This is a genomic window from Saccharospirillum sp. ABV4_185, from assembly GCF_056159245.1.
On sequence record NZ_JBSWUW010000001.1, the window covers coordinates 1,314,938 to 1,334,377 of the forward strand.

Sequence of the window (19,440 nt, forward strand, 5' to 3'; positions counted from 1 at the left end):
CAGAGGTCACATTTTGCGCCTTCTTGACGGCGAGATGACACACTAATCGGAGCATCCTATGAGCACAGACGTCATTCGCTGGGGCATTCTTGGCGCCGGTAATATCGCGCGTAAACTGGCCGCCGCTGTGCAGCAGCACGAGGGCAGCGAATTGCTCGCCGTGGCTTCTCGTACGCCGGCCAAAGCGGCCGAATTGGCGAGTGAGTTCGGCATTGATGGCTGCGACTATGAAACCTTACTTAAGCGGACCGATATCGATGTGGTCTATGTCGCCACCACACACAACTTCCATTACGATAACGCCCGCATGGCTCTGGAGCATAACAAGTCGGTGTTGGTGGAAAAGCCGTTTACGGTTAATGCTGATCAGGCCAGTGCTCTGATCAAGTTGGCCCAGGTGCGTGGTCTGTTTCTGATGGAAGCCATCTGGACTCGGTTTTTGCCAGCTCAGGCGCAGTTAAAAGCGCAATTGGACAACGGCCTGATCGGCGCTCTGCGCCAGTTGAATATCAGCTTCGGTGCCTTTGTGCCGCCACATTATGAAACCCGATTGAAAGACCCGGACTTAGCTGGTGGTGTCACCCTGGATATGGGCATTTATCCGCTGACCTTCGCCAACTTCCTGCTTGACGCACGGCCGGTTGAGGTTAAATCGATGGCTGAATTTGGCACCACTGGCGTCGATGAATGGGCTAATTATCTGTTGCGTTATCCGTCCGGTGTGATGGTCAATATCAGCACCAGTTGCAGCCTGAAGATGAAACCCGAAGCGATGATCTATGGCAGCCAGGGCTATGTCGAATTTCCCGAGTTTCAGCAGGGCAATCGCTTTATTCATCATCGTCATGACGGGGGTAACGAGGTGCTTAGCAGCGAGACTCATGAATGGCAGCGACATGACAACGGCTTTGTCTATCAGGTTGAAGAAGTGGCGCGGTGCCTGGCCGCCGGTGAGCGGGAGAGTTCCGTTATTCCCTTGACCGAGACGCTGTCGATGATGCAATTGATGGATTCAATGCGCGCCGACTGGAACTTCCTCTACCCCTTCGAATAGCCTGTCGCACTTTCAATTCGCTGCGTATAAATCCTCGCTTGCCAAGCCGGAAAAGCTGCATTAGAGTTCGCCGAGTTACCGGTAACATCGCTAACGATGTTACCGGTAACAAAACCAACAAAAACAAAAGCTAGGAGACTACCATGCACGCTTCCCTCAAGTGGGCGGCCGGTTTGGCGTTGATCGCCATCGGCAGCCAGGCAATCGCCGCAGACTACCGTTTTCAGTTCCAATCATCTGACCCGTCCGGGGTCCGTAATTTCGAGATCAAGCAGGAATGGGCTGAGCGCGTCGAAGCCATGACCGGCGGTCGTGTCGACATCGAAATCCTGCCGGTCAACTCGGTGGTCAGCCACACCGAAACGCTCGATGCCATCGAATCCGGCATTCTCGATGGTCATATCTCGGTGACCGGTTACTTCTCCGGTAAAGATCCGGCTTTTGGTTTGATCGGCAACACCGTTGGCGCCTGGTCGAACCCCGATCAACTGATCGATTACATCTATTACGGCGGCGGCTACGAGCTGATGAACGAACTCTATGAGCCCTATGGCGTTAAGTTCGTCGGTGGTGGCGCGACCGGTCTGGAAGCTTTTGTATCCAAAGTGCCGCTCGATGGCGTTGCCGATCTGCAAGGTTTGAAACTGCGCGCACCGGAAGGTCTGGTGCAGTCGGTGTTTGCCGCCGCTGGCGCGGCGCCGGTGAATCTGCCCAGTTCGGAAGTCTATACCGCGCTCAGCAAAGGCGTGATTGATGCCGCCGATAACACCGTTTTTTCCACCAACCACGCCCAGGGTTTGCACGACATTGCTCCGCACCCGGTCTACCCCGGTTTCCATTCGCTGCCGCTGTTGGAAGTGGCGATGAACCTGGATGAGTGGAATGAGCTGCCCGAAGATATTCAGGCAATCTTCACGGTGTCAGTGCGTGACTTTGCCAACGACATCAGCACCCAGTTGGCGATGGCCGATATCGATGCGGTCAAAGAAGCACGTGAAAACCCAGACATTACTATCCACGATTGGTCAGCTGAAGAGCGCATGGAGTTCCGTGCTATCGCCCGGACGCAGTGGGAGGAATACGCTGAGGAATCGCCTAACGCGCGTCGCGTTTACGATTCGGTCACCGCCTTCCTGGAATCTCAGGGTCTGCTTTAAGTCATTGACTGTGATGCCCCGGTAACGGCCGGGGCCGGAGCCTTTGCATGAATACCGAACCCCAAGCTGCGGTGGTGCCGACAGAGGACGATGCCGACCTGGCATCGACCTGGCTCGACCGCGCCATTGTTTGGCTCGGCAAAAAACTGAGCCTGATTTTTGCCATCGTCGCCATCATCGGTTGTTACGAAGTGGTGCGGCGTTATGCCTTTAATGCGCCGACTTTCTGGGTGCACGAAACCGCGACCTTTCTTGGCGCGTCGCTGTTTATCTTCGGCGGCCTCTATGCCTTTGCCACCGACAAACACGTGCGGGTGGTGTTGATCTATGACCACCTGTCAGAGCGCGGCCAGCGGGCGTTACGCATCGTCCATCATCTGTTTGGCCTGGGTTTCTGCGCCATGATGCTCTACGCCTCCTCAATCATGGCGAAGAAAGCGGTATTCACGCCTTGGGGCGCCTTCCGTCTGGAAACTTCCGGCTCGGCCTGGAATCCACCGTTTCCGGCCTTGTTGAAGGTGATGGTATTGCTCGCCATCGTCGTGCTGACGCTGCAATACCTGCTGCATCTGTTGCGCGATCTGCGCCAGTGGCGGAGGAAAGTCTGATGTTTGAACTCTCCGATATTGGTATTGGCTACGGCAGTTTGCTGATGCTGGTGCTGATGATCGCCTTGCTGCTGACCGGTATGCAGCTGGCGTTTGTCACCGGTTTTGTGGCGCTGATTTTTGCGCTGGGCTGGTTCGGTCCGCCGGCGCTGGGCATTGTCAGCAGTCGTCTGTTCAGCTTTATCGGCAGCTATGTGTTTCTGGCCGTGCCGATGTTTGTGTTGATGGCCGCCTTGCTCGATCACTCTGGTATCGCCCGTGACCTGTTCGATGCGATGAATCGCTTAGGTCGCAAAATTCGTGGCGGTGTTGCGGTCCAGACGCTGGTGGTAGCGGTCATTCTGGCGTCGATGTCCGGTGTTATTGGTGGCGAAACCGTTTTGCTCGGTTTGCTGGCTTTGCCGCAAATGCTGCGTCTGGGTTACGACCGTCGTCTGGCCATCGGTACGACCTGTGCCGGCGGCGCACTGGGCACCATGTTGCCGCCGAGTATTGTGCTGATTATTTATGGTTTAACCGCCAACGTATCCATCGGCGATCTGTTTAAAGGCGCCTTTCTGCCCGCCTTGTTGTTGGCCTTGTTGTACGTTGGTTATGTGCTGATTCGGGCTTATCTGAATCCGTCGTTGGCGCCCTTGCCGTCCGATAACGCTACCGAAGCAGAGGCCGAACCAGCACCGAATTTCTTCAAAGCCTTGCTGTTTCCGTTGTTGTCCGTGGCCGTTGTGCTGGGTTCGATATACACCGGCGTGGCGTCGGTGACCGAAGCCTCTGCTTTGGGTGTTATCGGCATTGCGCTGAGTACCTGGGTGCGTGGCGAGCTGAGCTATCAAATGATTCGTTCGGCCACCATCACCACCTTGCGCACCTGCGGCATGATCATCTGGATTGGCATTGGTGCCACCGCCCTGGTCGGGGTTTATAACCTCATGGGTGGCATCGAGTTCGTGCGCGAAACGGTGCTGGCGGTCAGCGGTGGTAATGGTCTGGCGACCATTCTCTTTATGATGGCGATTCTCTTGGTGCTGGGTATGTTTCTCGATTGGGTGGGCGTCGCTCTGCTGACCATGCCGATCTTTGTGCCCATTATTACCGAGCTTGGCTACAGCCCGATCTGGTTTGGCGTCTTGTTCTGCATGAACATGCAGGTGTCTTTCCTGTCGCCGCCCTTTGGTCCGGCCGCTTTTTATCTGAAAACCGTAGCGCCGAAAGACATCTCGCTGGGCGAAATTTTCCGTTCGTTGTTGCCTTTTATTGGTTTGCAGATTGTTGCGCTCGCCTTGCTGGTCGCCTTTCCGCAGTTGGCGCTTTGGTGGCAATAGGGGTGGTGGTAATCAATGAATGACCAAAGCATTGTCGTTATGGGTGTGTCTGGCTGCGGTAAGAGCCTGATCGGTCAGCAACTGGCGCAGGCGTTACAGTTGCCATTTTTCGACGCCGACGATTTTCACAGCGCAGACAACGTCAGCAAGATGGCCAGTGGCGTACCGCTAACCGATGCCGACCGCGCCGATTGGTTGGACAGCCTGGCGCAGTTGATCCGCACGCGCGCACCTTTGGTGTTGGCCTGTTCCGCGCTGCGCCAACGTTATCGCGATGCCTTGCGCGAGGCCGATCCATCGCTGGTGTTTGTGCATCTGGATGGCGATATCGACACCATCTGGGCACGGCTTTCGCAGCGTCGCGATCATTATTTTAATGGTCGCGACATGTTGCAAAATCAGTTCGAACAGTTGGAGCGGCCGGGTTTGGATGAAGCCTTTCGCATCGATATTAATCGTCCGGCGGACGCTGTGCTGGCCGCTTGCCTGGATGCCATTGGACGGGGCACCGCTTGAGCCACAGCTGGTGTAAGATGGGGCGGTTTGCCCACGCCCAAAGCGGAGCCCCGTGAAGAAACGTCGTCCTACCCTGCAAGACATCGCCGACCAGGTTGGCGCTACCAAGATGACCGTCAGTCGCTGTCTGCGCGACCCGGATACGGTGTCTGAAGGCTTGCGCCTGCGCATTGTCGAGGCGGTGGAAACGCTTGGTTATATTCCCAATCGCGGCCCGGATATTCTGTCCAAGTCGACCAGCCGGGCCATCGGTGTGTTGTTGCCATCGCTGACCAACCAGGTGTTTGCTGATGTGCTCAAAGGCATCGAAGCGGTGACCGAGCCCGCCGGTTATCACCTGATGCTGGCGCATTACGGTTACAGTCCGGAGGTGGAAGAACGGACGTTGGCGTCGTTGCTGTCCTATAACGTCGATGCCGTTTTGCTGTCGGAAAGTCAGCATACGGATCGCACCCTGCGCATGCTGGAAACGGCCGGCGTGCCGACGGTGGAGTTGATGGATACACGCAACCCGCCGATTCATCAGGCCGTTGGTTTCGATAACGTCGCCGCCGCCCGGGCCATGGTCGAAGCCATGATTGAACGCGGTCGACGTCATATTCTCTACCTGGCAGTGCGGCTCGATGCCCGCACCCTGCAGCGTGAAGAAGGCTATAACCAGGCGATGCGCGCTGCTGGCCTTACGCCGCAAACACTGCGCCGCGCCGAGCGTTCCTCTTACAGCGTTGGTGCGACCTTGCTCGGCGAGGTGTTGCAGCAATATCCACAGGCCGATGGTCTGTTTTGTACCAACGACGATGTCGCCATCGGGGCCTATTTTGAATGCGTGCGACGCGGTCTGGAGGTTCCCGGCCAGTTGGCGATCGCCGGTTTTCACGGCCACGATGTTGGCCAGGTAATGGCGCCCCAATTGGCCAGCGTGGTCACGCCGCGCGAAGCCATGGGCCAGCGGGCGGCCCAGGCGTTATTGGCGCGTTTGCGCGGTGAAGCGGTCAAGGAGTCGATCATCGATCTGGGTTATCGCATCGAAACCGGTGGCACGCTCTGATCAATGAAACACCGGTGCCCACTGCATCAGCGCCATCACGGCCAGCAGCGACAGTGGAATGCTGATCAGGGTAATGGCGGCGATATCATCCTTGGGCCCGTCATAATGACTGGCCAGAATGTAGCTGATCACCGCCACCGGCATGCAGGCCTGAAGCAATAAAGTCTGCGCCACCACTGGCGCTAGCGGCATCAGCCAGATCACCAAGGTCGCCGCACTGATCCCCAACATCACCCGACCGAAAGACAGTCCCAGTATCCTGCCCAGGCGTCGCAACTCGCTCAGATCAATCCCCGCCAGCGAGCGACCGAGCAATAACAACATCACCGGAATGGTCATGCCGGCCAGCAAGTCGAGCGTGCTGATAATGGCCGTCGGTGTCGGCAACTGGGCAGCATGCCAAACCGCGCCGACGATCAACGCAATAATAGAAGCGTTACCCAGTACTGATTTCAGCGTAAAACGACCGGACAGCAGCCAGGTGCCAAGGGTAAAATGGCTGATCTGGACGACGGTGGAGATGACCACGGCGTGCACCAGGGCGTTTTGCCCGAGCAGGGCAAACACCAGCGGGATCCCCAGATTGCCGGTATTGGGATTGACCAGCATCGACAGGTAACCGCGCACGCTTAGGCCGCTCAGTTTCAGTACCACCGCGCCCAGTAATGTCGACACCACCAGCACCAGCAGTATGGCCACTGCCGTAGCGGAAACGTCTGCCAGTGGTGCCTCCATACCCAAGAGGGCATTGAGGATCAGGGCTGGTAAACCAATTTGTGTGACCAGTTGAGACAGCCCCGGCGCTGACAACAAGGCGGTCCGTTTTGCTAACAACCAACCGAGCGCGGCGCAAAACACCACCGGAAAGAGTGCATTGAGGTAGGCGGCGATCACAGCGAACTCACAACAAGGAAAACGTCAGTATATCCAAGTGAGCAACACCCGTCCGGCTTGCAAATACAATGATACACTGTAACATCCGGCTGGGGTTGCGCAGGATACAACCCAGGGAGAAAGACCATGTCATTTGTACATTCACTGAACACCGCTCGACGCAGCTTATCGTTGTGCGCGCTGCTCGTGGTGAGCGGTTTTATGACCGCCTGCGCCCAAAATGAAACCTCACACAAAGTGCACAACCCAGTCGTTGTTGTGCCCGGCCTGCTCGGTTCCCGGCTATGCCGCGACACCGCTGAGGGCCAGCAGCAGGTGGTTTGGGGCACCGTTGCGTCCATTACTAAATTTCCAACCTTAGCCTACGACCCGGCCGATACCGATACCCATCCATGCGGCTTGATTCGGGAAATCTCCTATCTCGGCGTTTACAAACAGGAAGTCTACGCCGGCTTCGTGAATCGCTTGACCGCAGAAGGCTACCGCGAAGGCGAAGATCTGTTTTTATTCGATTATGACTGGCGCCGCAGCGTGTTCGATAATGCCCGCATCCTGGCCGACTATATCGACGAGAATATTCCTCAGGATCAGACCGTCGATCTGGTGGCGCACAGCATGGGCGGCCTGATTGCCCGCGCCTATATTCTGGAAGAAGGTGGCAGTGCGCGCGTGCACCGTCTGATTACCGCTGGTACGCCACTGCGCGGTTCGGTGGAAGTGTTTGATCTGCTGGAAAACGGTTGGGGCACCGCCAATATCTTTATGGGCGGCATTGATGGCTTTCGCCGTACCATGCTGACGTTCCCCTCTACATTTGATCTGATTCCGCGTTACGACGGTTGTTGCGGTGAAGCTGGCAGTCGCCTTGCCGATTTTAATATGGACAATCCTGACGACTGGGTCCGGCTGAACTGGGAAGGCGTCGATGCCGATGGGTTGCCCGACCTGGCCGCCGCGCGTGAACGTCAGATGCATATTCAGGAAGTGATCGAGCAATCGCTGCCGGCCCATATCGAAGATGTGATAGTGATTGGCATCGATCAGCGCACAGCCGAGCAATACCGCATCAATTACCTGACTAACAACGAAGAAGCCCAACTGGTGATTGAAACCAGCTGGGGTGGTGACGGTGTCGTGATGCGCAATAGCGCCCTGCTCGAAAACCGCTATGTATTCCCTACCAGCTTTGCCACTCACCAAGCCATTTTGAACGAAGAGTCCGCTCAGGATTTTGTCGTCACTGCTTTGGAAAAAGGTGCCAAAACGGCGGTCAAGCAGGTGCCGGTGCGGCCGCGGACTACGATCTTTACCGCCTTGGGTGACGTGGTGGCGCTGATCGGTGTCAGTGTTAATACCGAGACGCCGGTTTATCAGGTCGGCGAGCAGGTTAAGGCGATCGTGCGTATCCTGCCGGATTCGTTCGATGAAATAGACGCCAGTCGTGTCAGCCTGACCTTGACCCGTCCCGGTGGTCATCCGACAGAGGTAAAATTACAGGGTGACCCGTCTCTGTCCGACCCGACCAACAACCGTGAGCAATCGTTCTTTGCTCAATTCAGTGCTGGCAGCAGAACCGGTGAGTTAGTGCTGACTGCCACCATTACGTCCGATGGCACTGAACCGCGCCAGGCATCCTTGGTGGTGCCGGTCGTAGCGTCGCACTAAGTCACAGAGGCAAAAGAGTCCAATGTCCGATGTCAGGCAGACAGCAACTTTCTTCGGCCCGCGCCGAACGGATGCCGCCTGCCTGATGGTTAAGATCGCTCAACGTCGTTGGCGTGCCTTGTTGTTGGTGACGCTGTTGATGTTGGTGGGCCAGGGGGCTGTGCAGCACTGGCACGCGCCGGTGCATCTGGCGCAGCAGACGCAAAGTCTGGCGGCGGATGATGGTCAGCATACGGATGTTGACAACCTTACCGACTGCCAAAGCTGTAACCTGCTTAAGCTCAGCCAGGTCGGAGCTTTCGCTTTTATCTTATTATCGACCATCGCCAGCGCTGCTCCGCTGGTGGCCCAGCGTCCTTTTTGGACCATCGACCAAGCTGTAATCCAACCGGCGGCTCGTGGGCCGCCGGCTTCGTCTTCAATACTCAACTGATGTTAGTGGCCGACCCTCGGCCGTCGTATTTATTGTTGAATTGAGGATCGTATGAAAACCAATCTCCCCCTGTTGCTGGCCACCTTTGCCATGGCTCCGCTGGCCACTTCTGTAATGGCTGAAACCGAACGTCAGCACGGCGCGCACGAACACGGTGCGGCGCAGTTATCGATTGCTCTTGATCACCACGAATTGGTCTTTGCCCTGGAATCGCCGGCCTATAATGTGTTTGGTTTTGAACACGAGCCCAGCACCGAGGAGCAGCACGCCGCTATCGATGCTGCCGTGGCCAAACTGCGTGATGCCGATGCCTTGTGGGGACTGAGCTCTGCCGCCGGTTGCGAACTGGAAGCTGTGGATATCGACAGTGCGGTGCTCGAAGATGATGAGCACGAGCATCATGATGAAGACCACGACCACGACCACGACCACGACCATGATCACGACGAAGATCACGACGAAGATCACGACCACGACCACCAAGGCGCTCAGCACAGCGATGTGGACGTTAGCTGGCACTTCCATTGCGACAATCCGGAAGAACTGGTGCAGGTGGAAGTCGGTCTGTTCGACGCCTTTGAGCGCTTCGACGATCTCGACGTTCAATACCTGACCGAAACCAGCCAGGGCGCTGCCGAACTGTCGCCGAGCCGTACTCTCTTAAACCTGGAGTAATCACACCATGAGCACAGCTGTCTCCTGGCAGGCGCTGAGCTACCGCTGGCCGGGCATGTCCCGGCCCACGGTCGAGCTTGCCGACCTGGCATTACCTCAAGGCAAATCCTTGTTTATCCAGGGTCCCAGTGGCAGTGGTAAAAGCACGCTGCTGAATTTGCTCGCCGGTGTTCTGGTACCCAGCGAAGGTCAGTTGCAGGTGCTCGAACAACCGCTGAGTGATTGGCCCGGCCGGCGACGCGATCGCTTCCGCGCCGATCACCTGGGTTACATCTTTCAGCAGTTTAACCTGCTGCCTTATTTATCGGTCGCCGCCAATGTTGAGTTGCCGGCGCGACTGTCCAAGCGGCGCCTGCAACGCACCCACGACGAGCATGGTGATTTGCACAGCGCCGTCGAACATTGGTTGCGCCGTTTGCAACTGCCGGAATCTTTATGGCATGCCCCGGTTTCGCGGCTTAGCGTTGGCCAGCAGCAACGCGTGGCTGCGGCGCGTGCCTTGATCGGTTCGCCGGAATTGATCATTGCCGACGAACCCACCTCGGCGCTGGATGAAGACAACGTCGAGAACTTTATGCAGGTGTTGACCGAACAGTGTCGCAGCATCGGCGCATCCTTGATTTTCGTCAGCCACGACCGTCGTCTGGCGCCCTGGTTTGATCATCAGCTGGCGCTGACCGCCCAGGCCGCGGAGGTGAGCCAATGAACTGGATTAACCTCGCGCTGCGCAGTCTGTGGAACCGACGTTCAACCGCTGTGTTGACCTTATTAATGGTGGCGCTGTCGTTGGCGCTGTTGCTGACCGTCGACCGCGTTCGCCAAGACACCCGCTCCAGCTTTTCCAATACGCTGTCGGGCACCGACTTGATCGTCGGTGGCCGCACCGGTGGTTTGAATTTGTTGCTGTACTCGGTCTTCCGCATCGGCAACGCCACCAACAACATCAGTTGGCAAACCTATGACGACATCCGTAAAAACGACGCCGTCGACTGGACCATTCCGTTTTCGCTCGGCGATTCGCACCACGGTTATCGGGTACTGGGCACCAACAACGATTATTTCGTGCATTACCAGTACGGTCGTCGTCAGAATTTGAACATCAGCGAAGGTCGCAGTTTCGACGGCGTTTATGACGTTGTGTTGGGCAGCGCCGTGGCCAAAGCGCTGAACTACCAACTGGGCGACGAAGTGGTTATCGCCCATGGTCTGGGCAGCACGTCTTTTGAATTGCACGACGACAAACCCTTCACCGTGGTCGGCATTTTGGCTCCGACAGGCACACCGGTGGACCGCACCTTACACATTCCGCTCGAAGGCATGACCGCCATTCACGTCGACTGGACCGCAGGTGTGCGCTTACCCGGTTTCGATGTGTCGGCCGAAGAAGCGCTGGCAATGGACCTGACGCCCGATACCGTGACCGCCGTTTTGGTGGGCATGAAATCGCGCATTCAGGCTTTAGGTTTTCAACGCCGTATCAATCAGTATCGTGCCGAACCGCTGACCGCCATCATACCCGGCGCAACGCTGGCCGAGCTGTGGCAGATGATCGGCATCGCCGAAAATGCGTTGATTGCCATTTCCGGTCTGGTGGTGGTTACCGGCTTGCTCGGCATGGTCACAGTCATTCTCGCCGGGCTGAATGAACGCCGCCGCGAAATGGCGATTTTGCGCGCGCTCGGCGCCCGACCGCAGCATATTCTTGGCTTGTTGATGATTGAATCCGGCTTCTACGGCATCGCCGGCCTGGTGCTGGGCTTGCTGCTGCACTGGGCGCTGATTGCTCTCGCCGCGCTCTGGGTACAGCCAGCCTACGGCATTCAACTAACACTGAGTCTGCCGGTCTGGCCGATGTCCGGTGTCTTGTTGGCGGTGGTGGCTCTGAGTATTCTGATCGGCCTGGCGCCGGGCTGGAAAGCTTATCGGCGTTCACTCAGTGACGGCCTGACCGTCACCACCTGAGGACACTGCATGAAACTTCGTTGGGCGCTGATCGGATTGATGCTGGTCAGCACCGCCTGGGCCGAAAGCCGGCCGGTGCAGGAACTGCGCTGGGGAGAACTGATCCCCAGCGGTTTCAGTTATGGCGATTTGGCCGCCAAGATCGAGCAACCAACAACGTCGCTGTCGAGCCTGGCCGACGACGACCCCGAAGCGCAACGGCTCTATCAGTCGATGCGTAATGCCCTCGCCGATGCGCCGGTGGTGGAAGCCTACGACGGCCTGTCGGTAAAAATCGCCGGTTTTGTTGTGCCGCTGGAACAGGACGAAGATCGGGTACTCAGTTTTCTGCTGGTGCCCTATTTCGGCGCCTGCATTCACACCCCGCCGCCGCCAGCCAATCAGATTATCCATGTGCAGACGCAGGGCGGTTTTCCGACCCCTGGCCTGGATGAGCCGGTCTACGTCACCGGCCTGATGCGTACCCAAAAACACGATTCCGAACTGGGTTCGGCGGGTTACACCCTTTATGCGGGGTCGGTTGAACCTTATCTTTAATGTCGTGAACAGCCATGGCCGAAAGATCGCTGTTTGCTAAGCTAAGGTTAGGTTTTCGATAACGTGGAGGTGGGTATGGCCAGTGGTTGGGCCGGCGATGGCGCCGTCCAGGATCAGATCGATGCCACCATCGATGACGCTCTGGAGCGCGCGCGTCGTAACCTGCCCCAGGGCGCAAGCCGACACGACTGCGCCGAATGCGGCGAAACCATTCCCGAAGCACGCCGCCAGGCCTTGCCCGGCGTGCAACTGTGTATCAACTGCCAGGCCGAGCGTGACGCCGATGCCGCTTACAGCAGTTACAACCGGCGTGGCTCCAAAGACAGTCAGTTGCGTTAGTCGGCCTTGGCGAAGTGCGCCAGCTGATCTGCATACGCCTTGGTAAAGGCCGGACGAGCAGTGGCCTGTTCGACATAGCGGCGACAAGCCGGAAAATCGGCTAAGCCATCAAAGCGATTCACCAGCCGCAGCACATCGGCCATCAGAATATCGGCAACCGAAAAGTCGCCAACCAACCAGTCTCGCCCACTTAGAACACTCTCCATATGTCCCAGGCGCCCGGCTAGAAACCGGTCCAGGTTCTGTCTGCCCGGCGTCTGTTCGTTGTCCTGCGAGAAGATATAGATTGTCCATGGCAGGCTCGCCATCTCGACTGAATTGAGCGCGGCAAATAACCACTCAATGACTTCGCCACGCTGCGGGTTGGCCAGCGGCATCAGTCGCTCACTGCGCTCGCCCAGGTGCAGCATAATGGCGCCGCTCTCGAAGATGGTTTGTTCGCCATCGGTCAACCAGGGTACCTGGCCGAAGGGTTGATGCTTGAAATGATTCGCGTCGCGGTCGCTAAAAGGGACACTGCGAACCGAGTAGTCCAGCCCGGCTTCTTCCAGTGCCCAACGTACGCGCAGATCGCGTACATAGCCGCGTGGCGGTTCAGGCACCCAGTCGAAAGTTGTTAACGTTAATTGCGACATCGAATTTCCTTAGACCGTGCTGATCATCCAGTGAATACCGAAGCGGTCAGTCAGCATGCCGAAGCCCGCCGACCAGAACGTCTCGTCAAACGGCATGCGTACCTTGCCGCCTTCAACCAGTTGGTCGAACGCGTAGCGTGACTTCTCAACGCTGTCGAAGCTTATTTGCACGCTAACACCCTGCGGCTTTTCGAAGTACGCCGGTGGCGCATCGACGCCCATAATCACCAGATTGCCCAGCGACAGCTCAGAGTGAATGACCTTGTCGGACCAGTCGTCCGGTACCGGTGCTGGTTCCGGCGCATCGCTGTAGGTCGAGAGGGTCAGCAGTTTGCCGCCCAATAAGTCAGCATAAAACTCCAGTGCTTCGCGACAGTTACCGGTAAAAGACAGATGCACCGCCTGACTGACCGATTGACGTGCAATGCGCGCGTCCAGATCGTTATGAACATCGATGCCGACTCCAGGCTCAAAGTCTTCCAGGCCATAGACCGGACGCAGTTCCAGACAGACATCGCCATCTTCACGCGGCCAGCGTTTTACCCAATCGAGCGCTTCTTCGACGGTCTGGGTTTCAATCATGGTATAGCCGGCGATCAGTTCGCGGGTTTCGGCAAAAGGTCCGTCGATGACTTCAGGCTCGCCGCCGCCACGAAACTGAATGCGATAGGCTTCATTCGTCGGTTTTAAACCTTCTCCGCCACGCCACACACCGGCATCGACCAGGGCCTCGTTATAACGGCCCATGGCTTCTAATAAACCCTGGCCGGGCATGACACCGGCTTCGGTATCAGCATCGGCTTTACGGATAATCATAAATCTCATGGCACAGCTCCTGTTGTTGGGGTTCGCTCTGCTGGTCGAATCGGCCCAGCGCTTTTCGACAGCGTTTGCTTATTTAACCGAACGACTTGGCATACAACGACAGAACCTCGTCGGAGCCGGGATGAGAAAAACCGGACTCATGGCGAAAGCCCAGTTTTTCCAGCAAGGTAATGGAGCGGTAATTCATCGGTTTGGCGATGGCCAACAGCTGTTGCAGCGCCAACGTCTCTTGCGCATAGACCAATGAAGCTGTCGCAGCCTCCAACGCCAAACCCTGGCCCCAATGTTTGCTCAACAGCGCAAAGCCCAAATCGGGATGCGGCAGACTGTTGCGTTTCAGCAAACCACAAATACCAACAGGATCGCTGTCAGTAATGGTTTCAACCAACCACAAACCAAAGCCATGTTCGCGGTAACTGGCCAGCATCTTTTGTTCGATGTATTCGGACGCTTTTTCGATGCTGTCGATTGAGTTTGGTGCAATAAATTGATGCCAGGCAGGTTCGTTGAGCAACTCTAGGAGAAAGGCAGAATCGTCGATTTGCGCTTCGCGCAGTATCAGCCTTTTGGTCTTACAGATGATCAAGGGATATGTCCTATCATTCTTGAGAAAATGCTGTTTGGTATAATCATGCGGTTAATTGAATTTTTCAGACTTCCTTATCCAATCGAAGTACCAGTTCGGCTGTTGCCATTCTTTATCCATTGCCATGTGATAATCAAAGTACCTTGGGTACTGATGGTGCTCAATCAGGTGTTGAAGGTGCTCGTGTGCGATATCCGGGTCGTAGACCATCCACACCAATCGACAGGTTTTATTCCAGGTTTCCCTGGCTAAGAATAAAGCATTTCCTCCTGCTTTAATCTCTTTGTTGAGCTTGTCAGCAAATGCTTCGACGATTTCTCTTTCTTGAACGGACGGCATTCCATTCTCAACAATTTCTGATTCATCAAAGTCGATAATCAATGAAAGATGCCAACAGAAAATCCCTTGATGATCAAAATCCATTAACCCTGTATTGATGACCGCAACGCCGGGTAATCCTTCTCGACTGTAGTTGGCGACTGTGAAAGTTTCTTTCGGAAGTATTAGTCGTACTTCAGTGCCTTCCTTTTTAGGTTCGCTGAATTTTCTGAGCAGTTTTTTTAGCAAACTATGGCCTCATTGATAAACAACTGACTTTATTAATCAGCTTCTTTGGCTAGCGATAGTGCTCATTCCCCTCACTGCGTAACTCCCGCACCGGCCTGATTTCCACACTGCCATAACGCGCCGGTGGAATCTTGCCAGCCAGTTGAATGGCCTGGTTTAAATCCCGTGCTTCCAGTAAATAAAACCCAGCTAACTGCTCACGGGTTTCGGCGAAGGGCCCATCGGTTACGGTCACTTTGCCATCGCGTACGCGCACGGTGGTGGCGGTATCGACCGGCATCAGCGGGCGGCCGTCAAGCATCTGGCCATTGGCGGTGAGGCCTTCACTGCAGGCGATGCATTCCCGGTTCAGGGCGTCCCAGTCGTCGGTGGAAAGTTCGGCCATCTTGGCTTCGCTGTAGTAGACCAGTGCTAGATATTGCATGGTGTTTCTCCGTGGTGGTTTTGGTGTAGTCGTTGGCCGAGATTGCAATTCGACATTGCTAACCCAGCGCCTGTAGTTGGCGGCGCAGAAAGCGTTGTTCCGGTGCCAGGGCGGTGAGTGCCAGTGCTTTTTGGTAGGCAGCACGGGCTTTATCCAGTTGACCAAGCTGGCGACAGAAATCGGCACGGGCGGCGAAAGTCAGATGGTAGTTTTGCAAGGTGGCATCGCTGAGCAGCGCCTCAATGGCGGCAAGTCCCGCCGCCGGTCCCTGGCTCATGCCCAGAGCGACAGCGCGGTTCAGGGCGATGACTGGCGATGGGTTCAGTTGCAGCAGGGCATCGTAGAGGCCGAGAATCTGCGCCCAGTCGGTGTCGGCAAAGTTAGTGGCCTCGGCATGCAGGGCGGCGATGGCGGCTTGCAAACCGTAAGGGCCGATACCGCCCGGTGCCAAAGCGCGCGGCACTAAAGCACAGCCTTCTTCGATCAGTTTGCTGTCCCACAGGCTGCGGTCCTGATCCTGCAAGCGCACCAGTTCACCCTGGATATCGCTGCGCGCCGGCCGACGCGAATGATGCAACAGCATCAGGGCGAGCAGGCCGAGTACTTCAGGTTCGGGTAACAGGTCGGCCAACATGCGGCCTAGGCGAATGGCTTCTTCGGCGAGATCAGGTCGAGTTAAGTCATCGCCTTCCGAAGCCGCATAGCCTTCGTTAAACAGCAGATAGACCACCGCCAGGACCGCTTCCAGTCGCTGCGCCAGTTCGTGGCGTTCGGGTACTTCGTAAGGGATGCCGGCGTCGCGGATTTTGCTTTTGGCGCGCACGATGCGCTGGGCGATGGTCGGAGTTTTGGTGAGAAAGGCGCGTGCCACTTCTTCGGTGCGCAGGCCGCAGACTTCTCGCAGGGTGAGCGCTAACTGAGCCGGCCGGGCCAGTGCCGGGTGGCAGCAGGTGAAGATCAGCCGCAGTGGGTCGTCATCGATGCTGTGATCAATATTGTCCGCTTCGGCCTCCTGGTCGATCAGTGCTTGAGTGGTCATTTCCTCGACCGCATCTCGGTGGCGACTGCGTCGGCGCAGCTGGTCGATGGCTTTGAAGCGTCCGGCAGAGACCAGCCAGGCGCGGGGGTTATCGGGTATGCCGTCTTCAGGCCATTGTTTTAAGGCCGCCATAAAGGCGTCGTGTAAGGCTTCTTCGGCCAGGTCGAAATCGCCGAGCAGGCGAATCAGGGTGGCGAGAACGCGGCGGTTTTCTTGTTGGTAGATGCGTTCGATGTCGGTGCGCATACAAGCCGTTATCCGAGGGGCTTGCGGGCAGTCTATCACTGAGTGAGAGGGGATAAAGCAGCTGTTGTCGGGGTGCGGATCTGCCCTGGCGCCCCGACACAAAAAATGGGGAGCATCCTGTCAGCATCGTCTCTGACGAAATGGATGCTCCCCATCGTTAGGCGCTACCAGGCCCTGCTCTTTCTCTGCCAATACTGGCTTGCTCCTGGCGCTCTTCCTTGACCGTCCTCCAGTTCAGCGGACGTTCGACGGTTTGTTGATGCAAGCCAATATCGTTTTGCAGGTGATCGCTTAAGTGATCGGCCAGAAAGCGTTGTTGGCGTTTTTCTTTCAACCACAGGTTCAGTTCGCGACGGCGCTGCAGATGGTTGATCAGTTTGTTGACTAACATGGTTCGTTCTCCAGTTTGTTAAGCCTGGAGCGACGGATTGGAGCCTTGGAGGGAACTGTTTTGTGGTGCTAAATCAGTACGGGCCGCGGCTTCAATCCGCGGCTCGTGAGGCAGGTGTTACACGAATCGCGGACGCAACAGATTTTTAACTCCGGTCGCCATCAGGCGGGCGGAGCAAGAGGTATTTTGTGCGTATGGATGAATGCGTCGCATAGCTAACCTCCGTCTGTGCTTATGAGTTCGTGTGAGGGTTTAAAATGACGAAACACTGCGTTTCGACCCGTGGGACTGTATAACAAGCTTTTCAAGGGCTCAAGCTGAAAAAGCTTATTAAACGAAATTTTCCGGGACGATCAGTGTCAGTCTGGCGCAACACTGTTCAGACCTTCGGCGCGATAGTCGTCTTTCAGTTTGACGTAGTTGGCGGCCGAATAGCGGAAGTAGCTCAGCTCTTTTTCGCTCAGCGCACGCTGCTGTCGCGCGGGTGAACCCACGTAGAGAAAGCCCGATTCCAGCCGCTTGCCCGGCGCTACCAAAGAGCCCGCGCCGATTACTACCTGGTCTTCGACCACGGCGCCGTCGAGCACGGTGGCGCCGATGCCAATCAGCACTTCATTGCCAATGGTGCAGCCATGCAGACAGGCCTGGTGACCGATGGTGACGTCGTTGCCAATGGTCAATGGATAGCCGTCGGGGTTGTAATCGCTGGCGTGGGTGATGTGCAGCACCACACCATCTTGGACGGAAGTACGCGCACCGATGCGGATGCGGTGCATATCGCCGCGCACGATGGCGCCCGGCCAGACCGAGACATCATCACCCAGTTCCACATCGCCAATCACCATGGCGCTGGGATCGACAAACACCGCCCGGCCCAGTTTGGGTTGATGGTTGCGAAATGAATGGATGGCCATCGTCCTTGCTCCTGTCATAAAGCTGAGTCAGCATTGTCGCAGTTTGCCTGTTAGGTTGCATTGCTCATGCTTAAGTTGTCGGATTTCTGGCGCAACCGGGTCGAAGAAATGGCTGCCATCGATCTGGGTTCCAACTCCTTTCATATGATTGTCGCCCGCCTCGACAAGGGCGAGTTGACCGTGCTCGACCGCATTAAAGAGCCGGTGCGACTGGGGTTCGGCCTAAGCGAAGATGGCGCTCTGGACGATTTGTCACAGCGTCGCGCGCTGGAATGTCTGAGCCGTTTTGGTCAGCGCATCAGTCATTTGCCAGCTTCGGCAGTCCGCGCTGTTGGCACCCGAACGTTGCGCAAGGCGACCAACTCGTCAGTGTTTTTGACCAAGGCTGAACAGGCGCTCGGGCATCGCATCGATGTGATTTCAGGCGCCGAAGAAGCGCGACTGATTTATCAGGGCGTGGCGCAGGGCTTGGATGACGAACTCGATCGTCGCCTGGTGGTCGACATCGGTGGCGGCAGCACCGAGGTGATTGTCGGCGAACAATTCCAGCCCTTGCAGCTGGAAAGTCTGGGCATGGGTTGCGTCGCCCTGATGCGCGAATTTTTCGACTCCGGTTCGCTGAGCAAAAAAGCCGTGAAGAAGGCGACTACCTATTGCCTGCAAAAAATCGAACCGGTGCGCGATGAATTTCTAACGGTCGGTTGGCAACGCGCCATCGGCTGTTCCGGTTCCATCAAGGCCATTTCCAAAGTTGCTGAAGCAACCACCGGTTCACCTATCATTACCCGCGCCTTGCTCGATGATTTATGCGACCAGGCTGGCCAGGCCAAATCGATTGATGACTTCAAACCCGACGGCCTGGGCAGTGATCGGCAGCCGGTTTTTGTCGGCGGTTTGATCGTCTTGCGTGCTGTCTTTGAAGGCTTGGGTCTCGACAGTATGGAAGCTTCGCCCTGGGCGCTGCGTGAAGGTTTGCTGTACGACCTTATTGGCCGGCTCGATCAGGAAGATGTGCGCAGTCGCGGTGTGACTCATCTGGCGCAACGCTTCCACGCCGATGCCGCTCAGGCCGAGCGCGTCGCCGCCACCGCCGAAGGTTTTTTGAACAATAATGTCGAAGCTTTGGGACTGACCGATCCGCATCCTTGGAACAATTATTTGCGCTGGGCGGCGCAGCTGGCTGAAGTGGGCTTAGACATCAGCCATAACCAGTTTCACAAACATTCGGCGTACATTGTGCAGCATTGTGACCTGGCGGGTTTCAGTCGCGAAGAACAACAGCGACTGACGTTTTTAATTCAACATCATCGCAAAAAACCGGACGCCGATGCGCTGACACATTTAACCGATGAAGACCGCCAGATTCTGCCCGCCCTGCTGGTGATGTTTCGTCTTGCAGTGGTGCTGCATCGCGCTCGTACCGGCAGCAAATCGGAAGGCATTTCGTTGCGCATCGACAACACCGACCTGTCCTTGATCGCCACCGCAGACTGGTGGGAAGAGCACAGCCTGACCCAGGCCGACCTGGAACAGGAAGCGCAGTATCTGACGAAGCTGGGTTATCAACTGCAGTTGCCGACAATGGATAACGGCGACACCTGAA

Annotated in this window: 23 protein-coding genes; 14 read left to right on the forward strand and 9 right to left on the reverse strand. The window is 56.6% G+C overall.

Features of this window, described 5'->3' with window-relative positions:
- Nucleotides 1-58 precede the first annotated feature (58 nt).
- The 6 genes from ACXAE6_RS06050 to gntR all read left to right on the forward strand — a co-directional run bounded on the left by ACXAE6_RS06050 (nucleotide 59) and on the right by gntR (nucleotide 5,705).
- On the forward strand, nucleotides 59-1,054 hold the full coding sequence (locus ACXAE6_RS06050; RefSeq protein WP_475145743.1) for a Gfo/Idh/MocA family protein: 996 nt from the start codon (nucleotides 59-61) through the stop codon (nucleotides 1,052-1,054).
- A 143-nt stretch (nucleotides 1,055-1,197) separates the two neighbouring features.
- Nucleotides 1,198-2,211, forward strand: a complete 1,014-nt coding sequence (locus ACXAE6_RS06055) for a TRAP transporter substrate-binding protein (protein WP_475145746.1) — start codon at nucleotides 1,198-1,200, stop codon at nucleotides 2,209-2,211.
- A gap of 47 nt (nucleotides 2,212-2,258) precedes the next feature.
- The gene (locus ACXAE6_RS06060) at nucleotides 2,259-2,819 is read left to right on the forward strand and encodes a TRAP transporter small permease subunit (protein WP_475145749.1); all 561 of its coding nucleotides are present in this window, start codon (nucleotides 2,259-2,261) and stop codon (nucleotides 2,817-2,819) included.
- Nucleotides 2,819-4,141: a TRAP transporter large permease gene (locus tag ACXAE6_RS06065; protein ID WP_475145751.1), complete on the forward strand. Its 1,323-nt coding sequence runs from the start codon at nucleotides 2,819-2,821 to the stop codon at nucleotides 4,139-4,141. The genes ACXAE6_RS06060 and ACXAE6_RS06065 overlap by 1 nt, the downstream gene beginning before the upstream one ends.
- A gap of 15 nt (nucleotides 4,142-4,156) precedes the next feature.
- Nucleotides 4,157-4,657: a gluconokinase gene (locus ACXAE6_RS06070; RefSeq protein ID WP_475145754.1), complete on the forward strand. Its 501-nt coding sequence runs from the start codon at nucleotides 4,157-4,159 to the stop codon at nucleotides 4,655-4,657.
- Between the two features lie 52 nt (nucleotides 4,658-4,709).
- Complete coding sequence (gene gntR, locus ACXAE6_RS06075) at nucleotides 4,710-5,705, forward strand: gluconate operon transcriptional repressor GntR (protein WP_475145757.1); 996 nt, start codon at nucleotides 4,710-4,712, stop codon at nucleotides 5,703-5,705.
- On the opposite strand, the gene ACXAE6_RS06080 is transcribed toward gntR, so the two are convergent.
- Nucleotides 5,706-6,599 carry an AEC family transporter gene (locus ACXAE6_RS06080; protein ID WP_475145761.1) on the reverse strand — a complete coding sequence of 298 codons (894 nt, stop codon included), beginning with the start codon at nucleotides 6,597-6,599 and terminating at the stop codon, nucleotides 5,706-5,708.
- A gap of 126 nt (nucleotides 6,600-6,725) precedes the next feature.
- On the opposite strand from ACXAE6_RS06080, the gene ACXAE6_RS06085 reads away from it, so the two are divergent.
- From ACXAE6_RS06085 to ACXAE6_RS06115, 7 genes are all read left to right on the forward strand, one after another.
- Nucleotides 6,726-8,264, forward strand: a complete 1,539-nt coding sequence (locus ACXAE6_RS06085; RefSeq protein WP_475145765.1) for an esterase/lipase family protein — start codon at nucleotides 6,726-6,728, stop codon at nucleotides 8,262-8,264.
- Between the two features lie 22 nt (nucleotides 8,265-8,286).
- Nucleotides 8,287-8,697 carry a hypothetical protein gene (locus ACXAE6_RS06090; RefSeq protein ID WP_475145767.1) on the forward strand — a complete coding sequence of 137 codons (411 nt, stop codon included), beginning with the start codon at nucleotides 8,287-8,289 and terminating at the stop codon, nucleotides 8,695-8,697.
- Between the two features lie 51 nt (nucleotides 8,698-8,748).
- A complete protein-coding gene (locus tag ACXAE6_RS06095) occupies nucleotides 8,749-9,372 on the forward strand; it encodes a DUF2796 domain-containing protein (protein WP_475145771.1) in 624 nt (207 codons plus the stop codon).
- Between the two features lie 7 nt (nucleotides 9,373-9,379).
- Nucleotides 9,380-10,078 (forward strand): ABC transporter ATP-binding protein, encoded by a 699-nt coding sequence (locus ACXAE6_RS06100; protein ID WP_475145772.1) that lies wholly within the window; start codon nucleotides 9,380-9,382, stop codon nucleotides 10,076-10,078.
- Nucleotides 10,075-11,334 carry an ABC transporter permease gene (locus ACXAE6_RS06105; RefSeq protein ID WP_475145775.1) on the forward strand — a complete coding sequence of 420 codons (1,260 nt, stop codon included), beginning with the start codon at nucleotides 10,075-10,077 and terminating at the stop codon, nucleotides 11,332-11,334. Before ACXAE6_RS06100 ends, ACXAE6_RS06105 begins: the two co-directional genes overlap by 4 nt.
- Nucleotides 11,335-11,343: 9 nt before the next feature.
- Nucleotides 11,344-11,871, forward strand: coding sequence for a DUF3299 domain-containing protein (locus ACXAE6_RS06110; protein WP_475145778.1), 528 nt, complete (start codon nucleotides 11,344-11,346; stop codon nucleotides 11,869-11,871).
- 75 nt (nucleotides 11,872-11,946) lie between these two features.
- Entirely contained in the window at nucleotides 11,947-12,210 is a 264-nt protein-coding gene (locus ACXAE6_RS06115) for a DksA/TraR family C4-type zinc finger protein (RefSeq protein ID WP_475145782.1), read from the forward strand.
- On the opposite strand, the gene ACXAE6_RS06120 is transcribed toward ACXAE6_RS06115, so the two are convergent.
- The 8 genes from ACXAE6_RS06120 to ACXAE6_RS06155 form a co-directional block, all read right to left on the reverse strand.
- Entirely contained in the window at nucleotides 12,207-12,845 is a 639-nt protein-coding gene (locus tag ACXAE6_RS06120) for a glutathione S-transferase family protein (protein ID WP_475145784.1), read from the reverse strand. The two genes, ACXAE6_RS06115 and ACXAE6_RS06120, sit on opposite strands and share 4 nt — an antisense overlap.
- A 9-nt stretch (nucleotides 12,846-12,854) precedes the next feature.
- Nucleotides 12,855-13,670: a YciI family protein gene (locus ACXAE6_RS06125; RefSeq protein ID WP_475145786.1), complete on the reverse strand. Its 816-nt coding sequence runs from the start codon at nucleotides 13,668-13,670 to the stop codon at nucleotides 12,855-12,857.
- 73 nt (nucleotides 13,671-13,743) lie between these two features.
- Nucleotides 13,744-14,256 carry a GNAT family N-acetyltransferase gene (locus tag ACXAE6_RS06130; protein ID WP_475145787.1) on the reverse strand — a complete coding sequence of 171 codons (513 nt, stop codon included), beginning with the start codon at nucleotides 14,254-14,256 and terminating at the stop codon, nucleotides 13,744-13,746.
- Nucleotides 14,257-14,307: 51 nt separating this feature from the next.
- Nucleotides 14,308-14,823, reverse strand: a complete 516-nt coding sequence (locus ACXAE6_RS06135) for a DUF695 domain-containing protein (protein WP_475145790.1) — start codon at nucleotides 14,821-14,823, stop codon at nucleotides 14,308-14,310.
- 49 nt (nucleotides 14,824-14,872) lie between these two features.
- Entirely contained in the window at nucleotides 14,873-15,247 is a 375-nt protein-coding gene (locus ACXAE6_RS06140) for a YciI family protein (RefSeq protein WP_475145793.1), read from the reverse strand.
- Nucleotides 15,248-15,305: 58 nt separating this feature from the next.
- Nucleotides 15,306-16,532, reverse strand: a complete 1,227-nt coding sequence (locus ACXAE6_RS06145; protein WP_475145796.1) for an RNA polymerase sigma factor — start codon at nucleotides 16,530-16,532, stop codon at nucleotides 15,306-15,308.
- 157 nt (nucleotides 16,533-16,689) lie between these two features.
- Complete coding sequence (locus tag ACXAE6_RS06150) at nucleotides 16,690-16,923, reverse strand: hypothetical protein (protein ID WP_475145797.1); 234 nt, start codon at nucleotides 16,921-16,923, stop codon at nucleotides 16,690-16,692.
- A gap of 359 nt (nucleotides 16,924-17,282) precedes the next feature.
- Nucleotides 17,283-17,837, reverse strand: coding sequence for a gamma carbonic anhydrase family protein (locus tag ACXAE6_RS06155; RefSeq protein WP_475145799.1), 555 nt, complete (start codon nucleotides 17,835-17,837; stop codon nucleotides 17,283-17,285).
- A 66-nt stretch (nucleotides 17,838-17,903) separates the two neighbouring features.
- Here ACXAE6_RS06155 and ACXAE6_RS06160 point away from each other — a divergent pair, with 66 nt between their 5' ends.
- Nucleotides 17,904-19,439: a Ppx/GppA phosphatase family protein gene (locus tag ACXAE6_RS06160; protein WP_475145802.1), complete on the forward strand. Its 1,536-nt coding sequence runs from the start codon at nucleotides 17,904-17,906 to the stop codon at nucleotides 19,437-19,439.
- The last annotated feature ends 1 nt before the right edge of the window (nucleotide 19,440 follow it).

Excerpts from the sequence above, each read along its gene's own strand:
- ACXAE6_RS06090 (WP_475145767.1), top strand. The coding sequence starts at position 8,287 with ATGTCCGATGTCAGGCAGACAGCAACTTTCTTCGGCCCGCGCCGAACG.
- ACXAE6_RS06085 (WP_475145765.1), top strand. The coding sequence starts at position 6,726 with ATGTCATTTGTACATTCACTGAACACCGCTCGACGCAGCTTATCGTTG.
- ACXAE6_RS06160 (WP_475145802.1), top strand. The coding sequence starts at position 17,904 with ATGCTTAAGTTGTCGGATTTCTGGCGCAACCGGGTCGAAGAAATGGCT.
- ACXAE6_RS06145 (WP_475145796.1), bottom strand. The coding sequence starts at position 16,532 with ATGCGCACCGACATCGAACGCATCTACCAACAAGAAAACCGCCGCGTT.
- ACXAE6_RS06055 (WP_475145746.1), top strand. The coding sequence starts at position 1,198 with ATGCACGCTTCCCTCAAGTGGGCGGCCGGTTTGGCGTTGATCGCCATC.
- ACXAE6_RS06100 (WP_475145772.1), top strand. The coding sequence starts at position 9,380 with ATGAGCACAGCTGTCTCCTGGCAGGCGCTGAGCTACCGCTGGCCGGGC.
- ACXAE6_RS06125 (WP_475145786.1), bottom strand. The coding sequence starts at position 13,670 with ATGAGATTTATGATTATCCGTAAAGCCGATGCTGATACCGAAGCCGGT.
- ACXAE6_RS06070 (WP_475145754.1), top strand. The coding sequence starts at position 4,157 with ATGAATGACCAAAGCATTGTCGTTATGGGTGTGTCTGGCTGCGGTAAG.
- ACXAE6_RS06060 (WP_475145749.1), top strand. The coding sequence starts at position 2,259 with ATGAATACCGAACCCCAAGCTGCGGTGGTGCCGACAGAGGACGATGCC.
- ACXAE6_RS06095 (WP_475145771.1), top strand. The coding sequence starts at position 8,749 with ATGAAAACCAATCTCCCCCTGTTGCTGGCCACCTTTGCCATGGCTCCG.
- ACXAE6_RS06105 (WP_475145775.1), top strand. The coding sequence starts at position 10,075 with ATGAACTGGATTAACCTCGCGCTGCGCAGTCTGTGGAACCGACGTTCA.
- ACXAE6_RS06140 (WP_475145793.1), bottom strand. The coding sequence starts at position 15,247 with ATGCAATATCTAGCACTGGTCTACTACAGCGAAGCCAAGATGGCCGAA.
- ACXAE6_RS06120 (WP_475145784.1), bottom strand. The coding sequence starts at position 12,845 with ATGTCGCAATTAACGTTAACAACTTTCGACTGGGTGCCTGAACCGCCA.
- ACXAE6_RS06155 (WP_475145799.1), bottom strand. The coding sequence starts at position 17,837 with ATGGCCATCCATTCATTTCGCAACCATCAACCCAAACTGGGCCGGGCG.
- ACXAE6_RS06150 (WP_475145797.1), bottom strand. The coding sequence starts at position 16,923 with ATGTTAGTCAACAAACTGATCAACCATCTGCAGCGCCGTCGCGAACTG.
- ACXAE6_RS06065 (WP_475145751.1), top strand. The coding sequence starts at position 2,819 with ATGTTTGAACTCTCCGATATTGGTATTGGCTACGGCAGTTTGCTGATG.
- ACXAE6_RS06050 (WP_475145743.1), top strand. The coding sequence starts at position 59 with ATGAGCACAGACGTCATTCGCTGGGGCATTCTTGGCGCCGGTAATATC.
- ACXAE6_RS06110 (WP_475145778.1), top strand. The coding sequence starts at position 11,344 with ATGAAACTTCGTTGGGCGCTGATCGGATTGATGCTGGTCAGCACCGCC.
- ACXAE6_RS06115 (WP_475145782.1), top strand. The coding sequence starts at position 11,947 with ATGGCCAGTGGTTGGGCCGGCGATGGCGCCGTCCAGGATCAGATCGAT.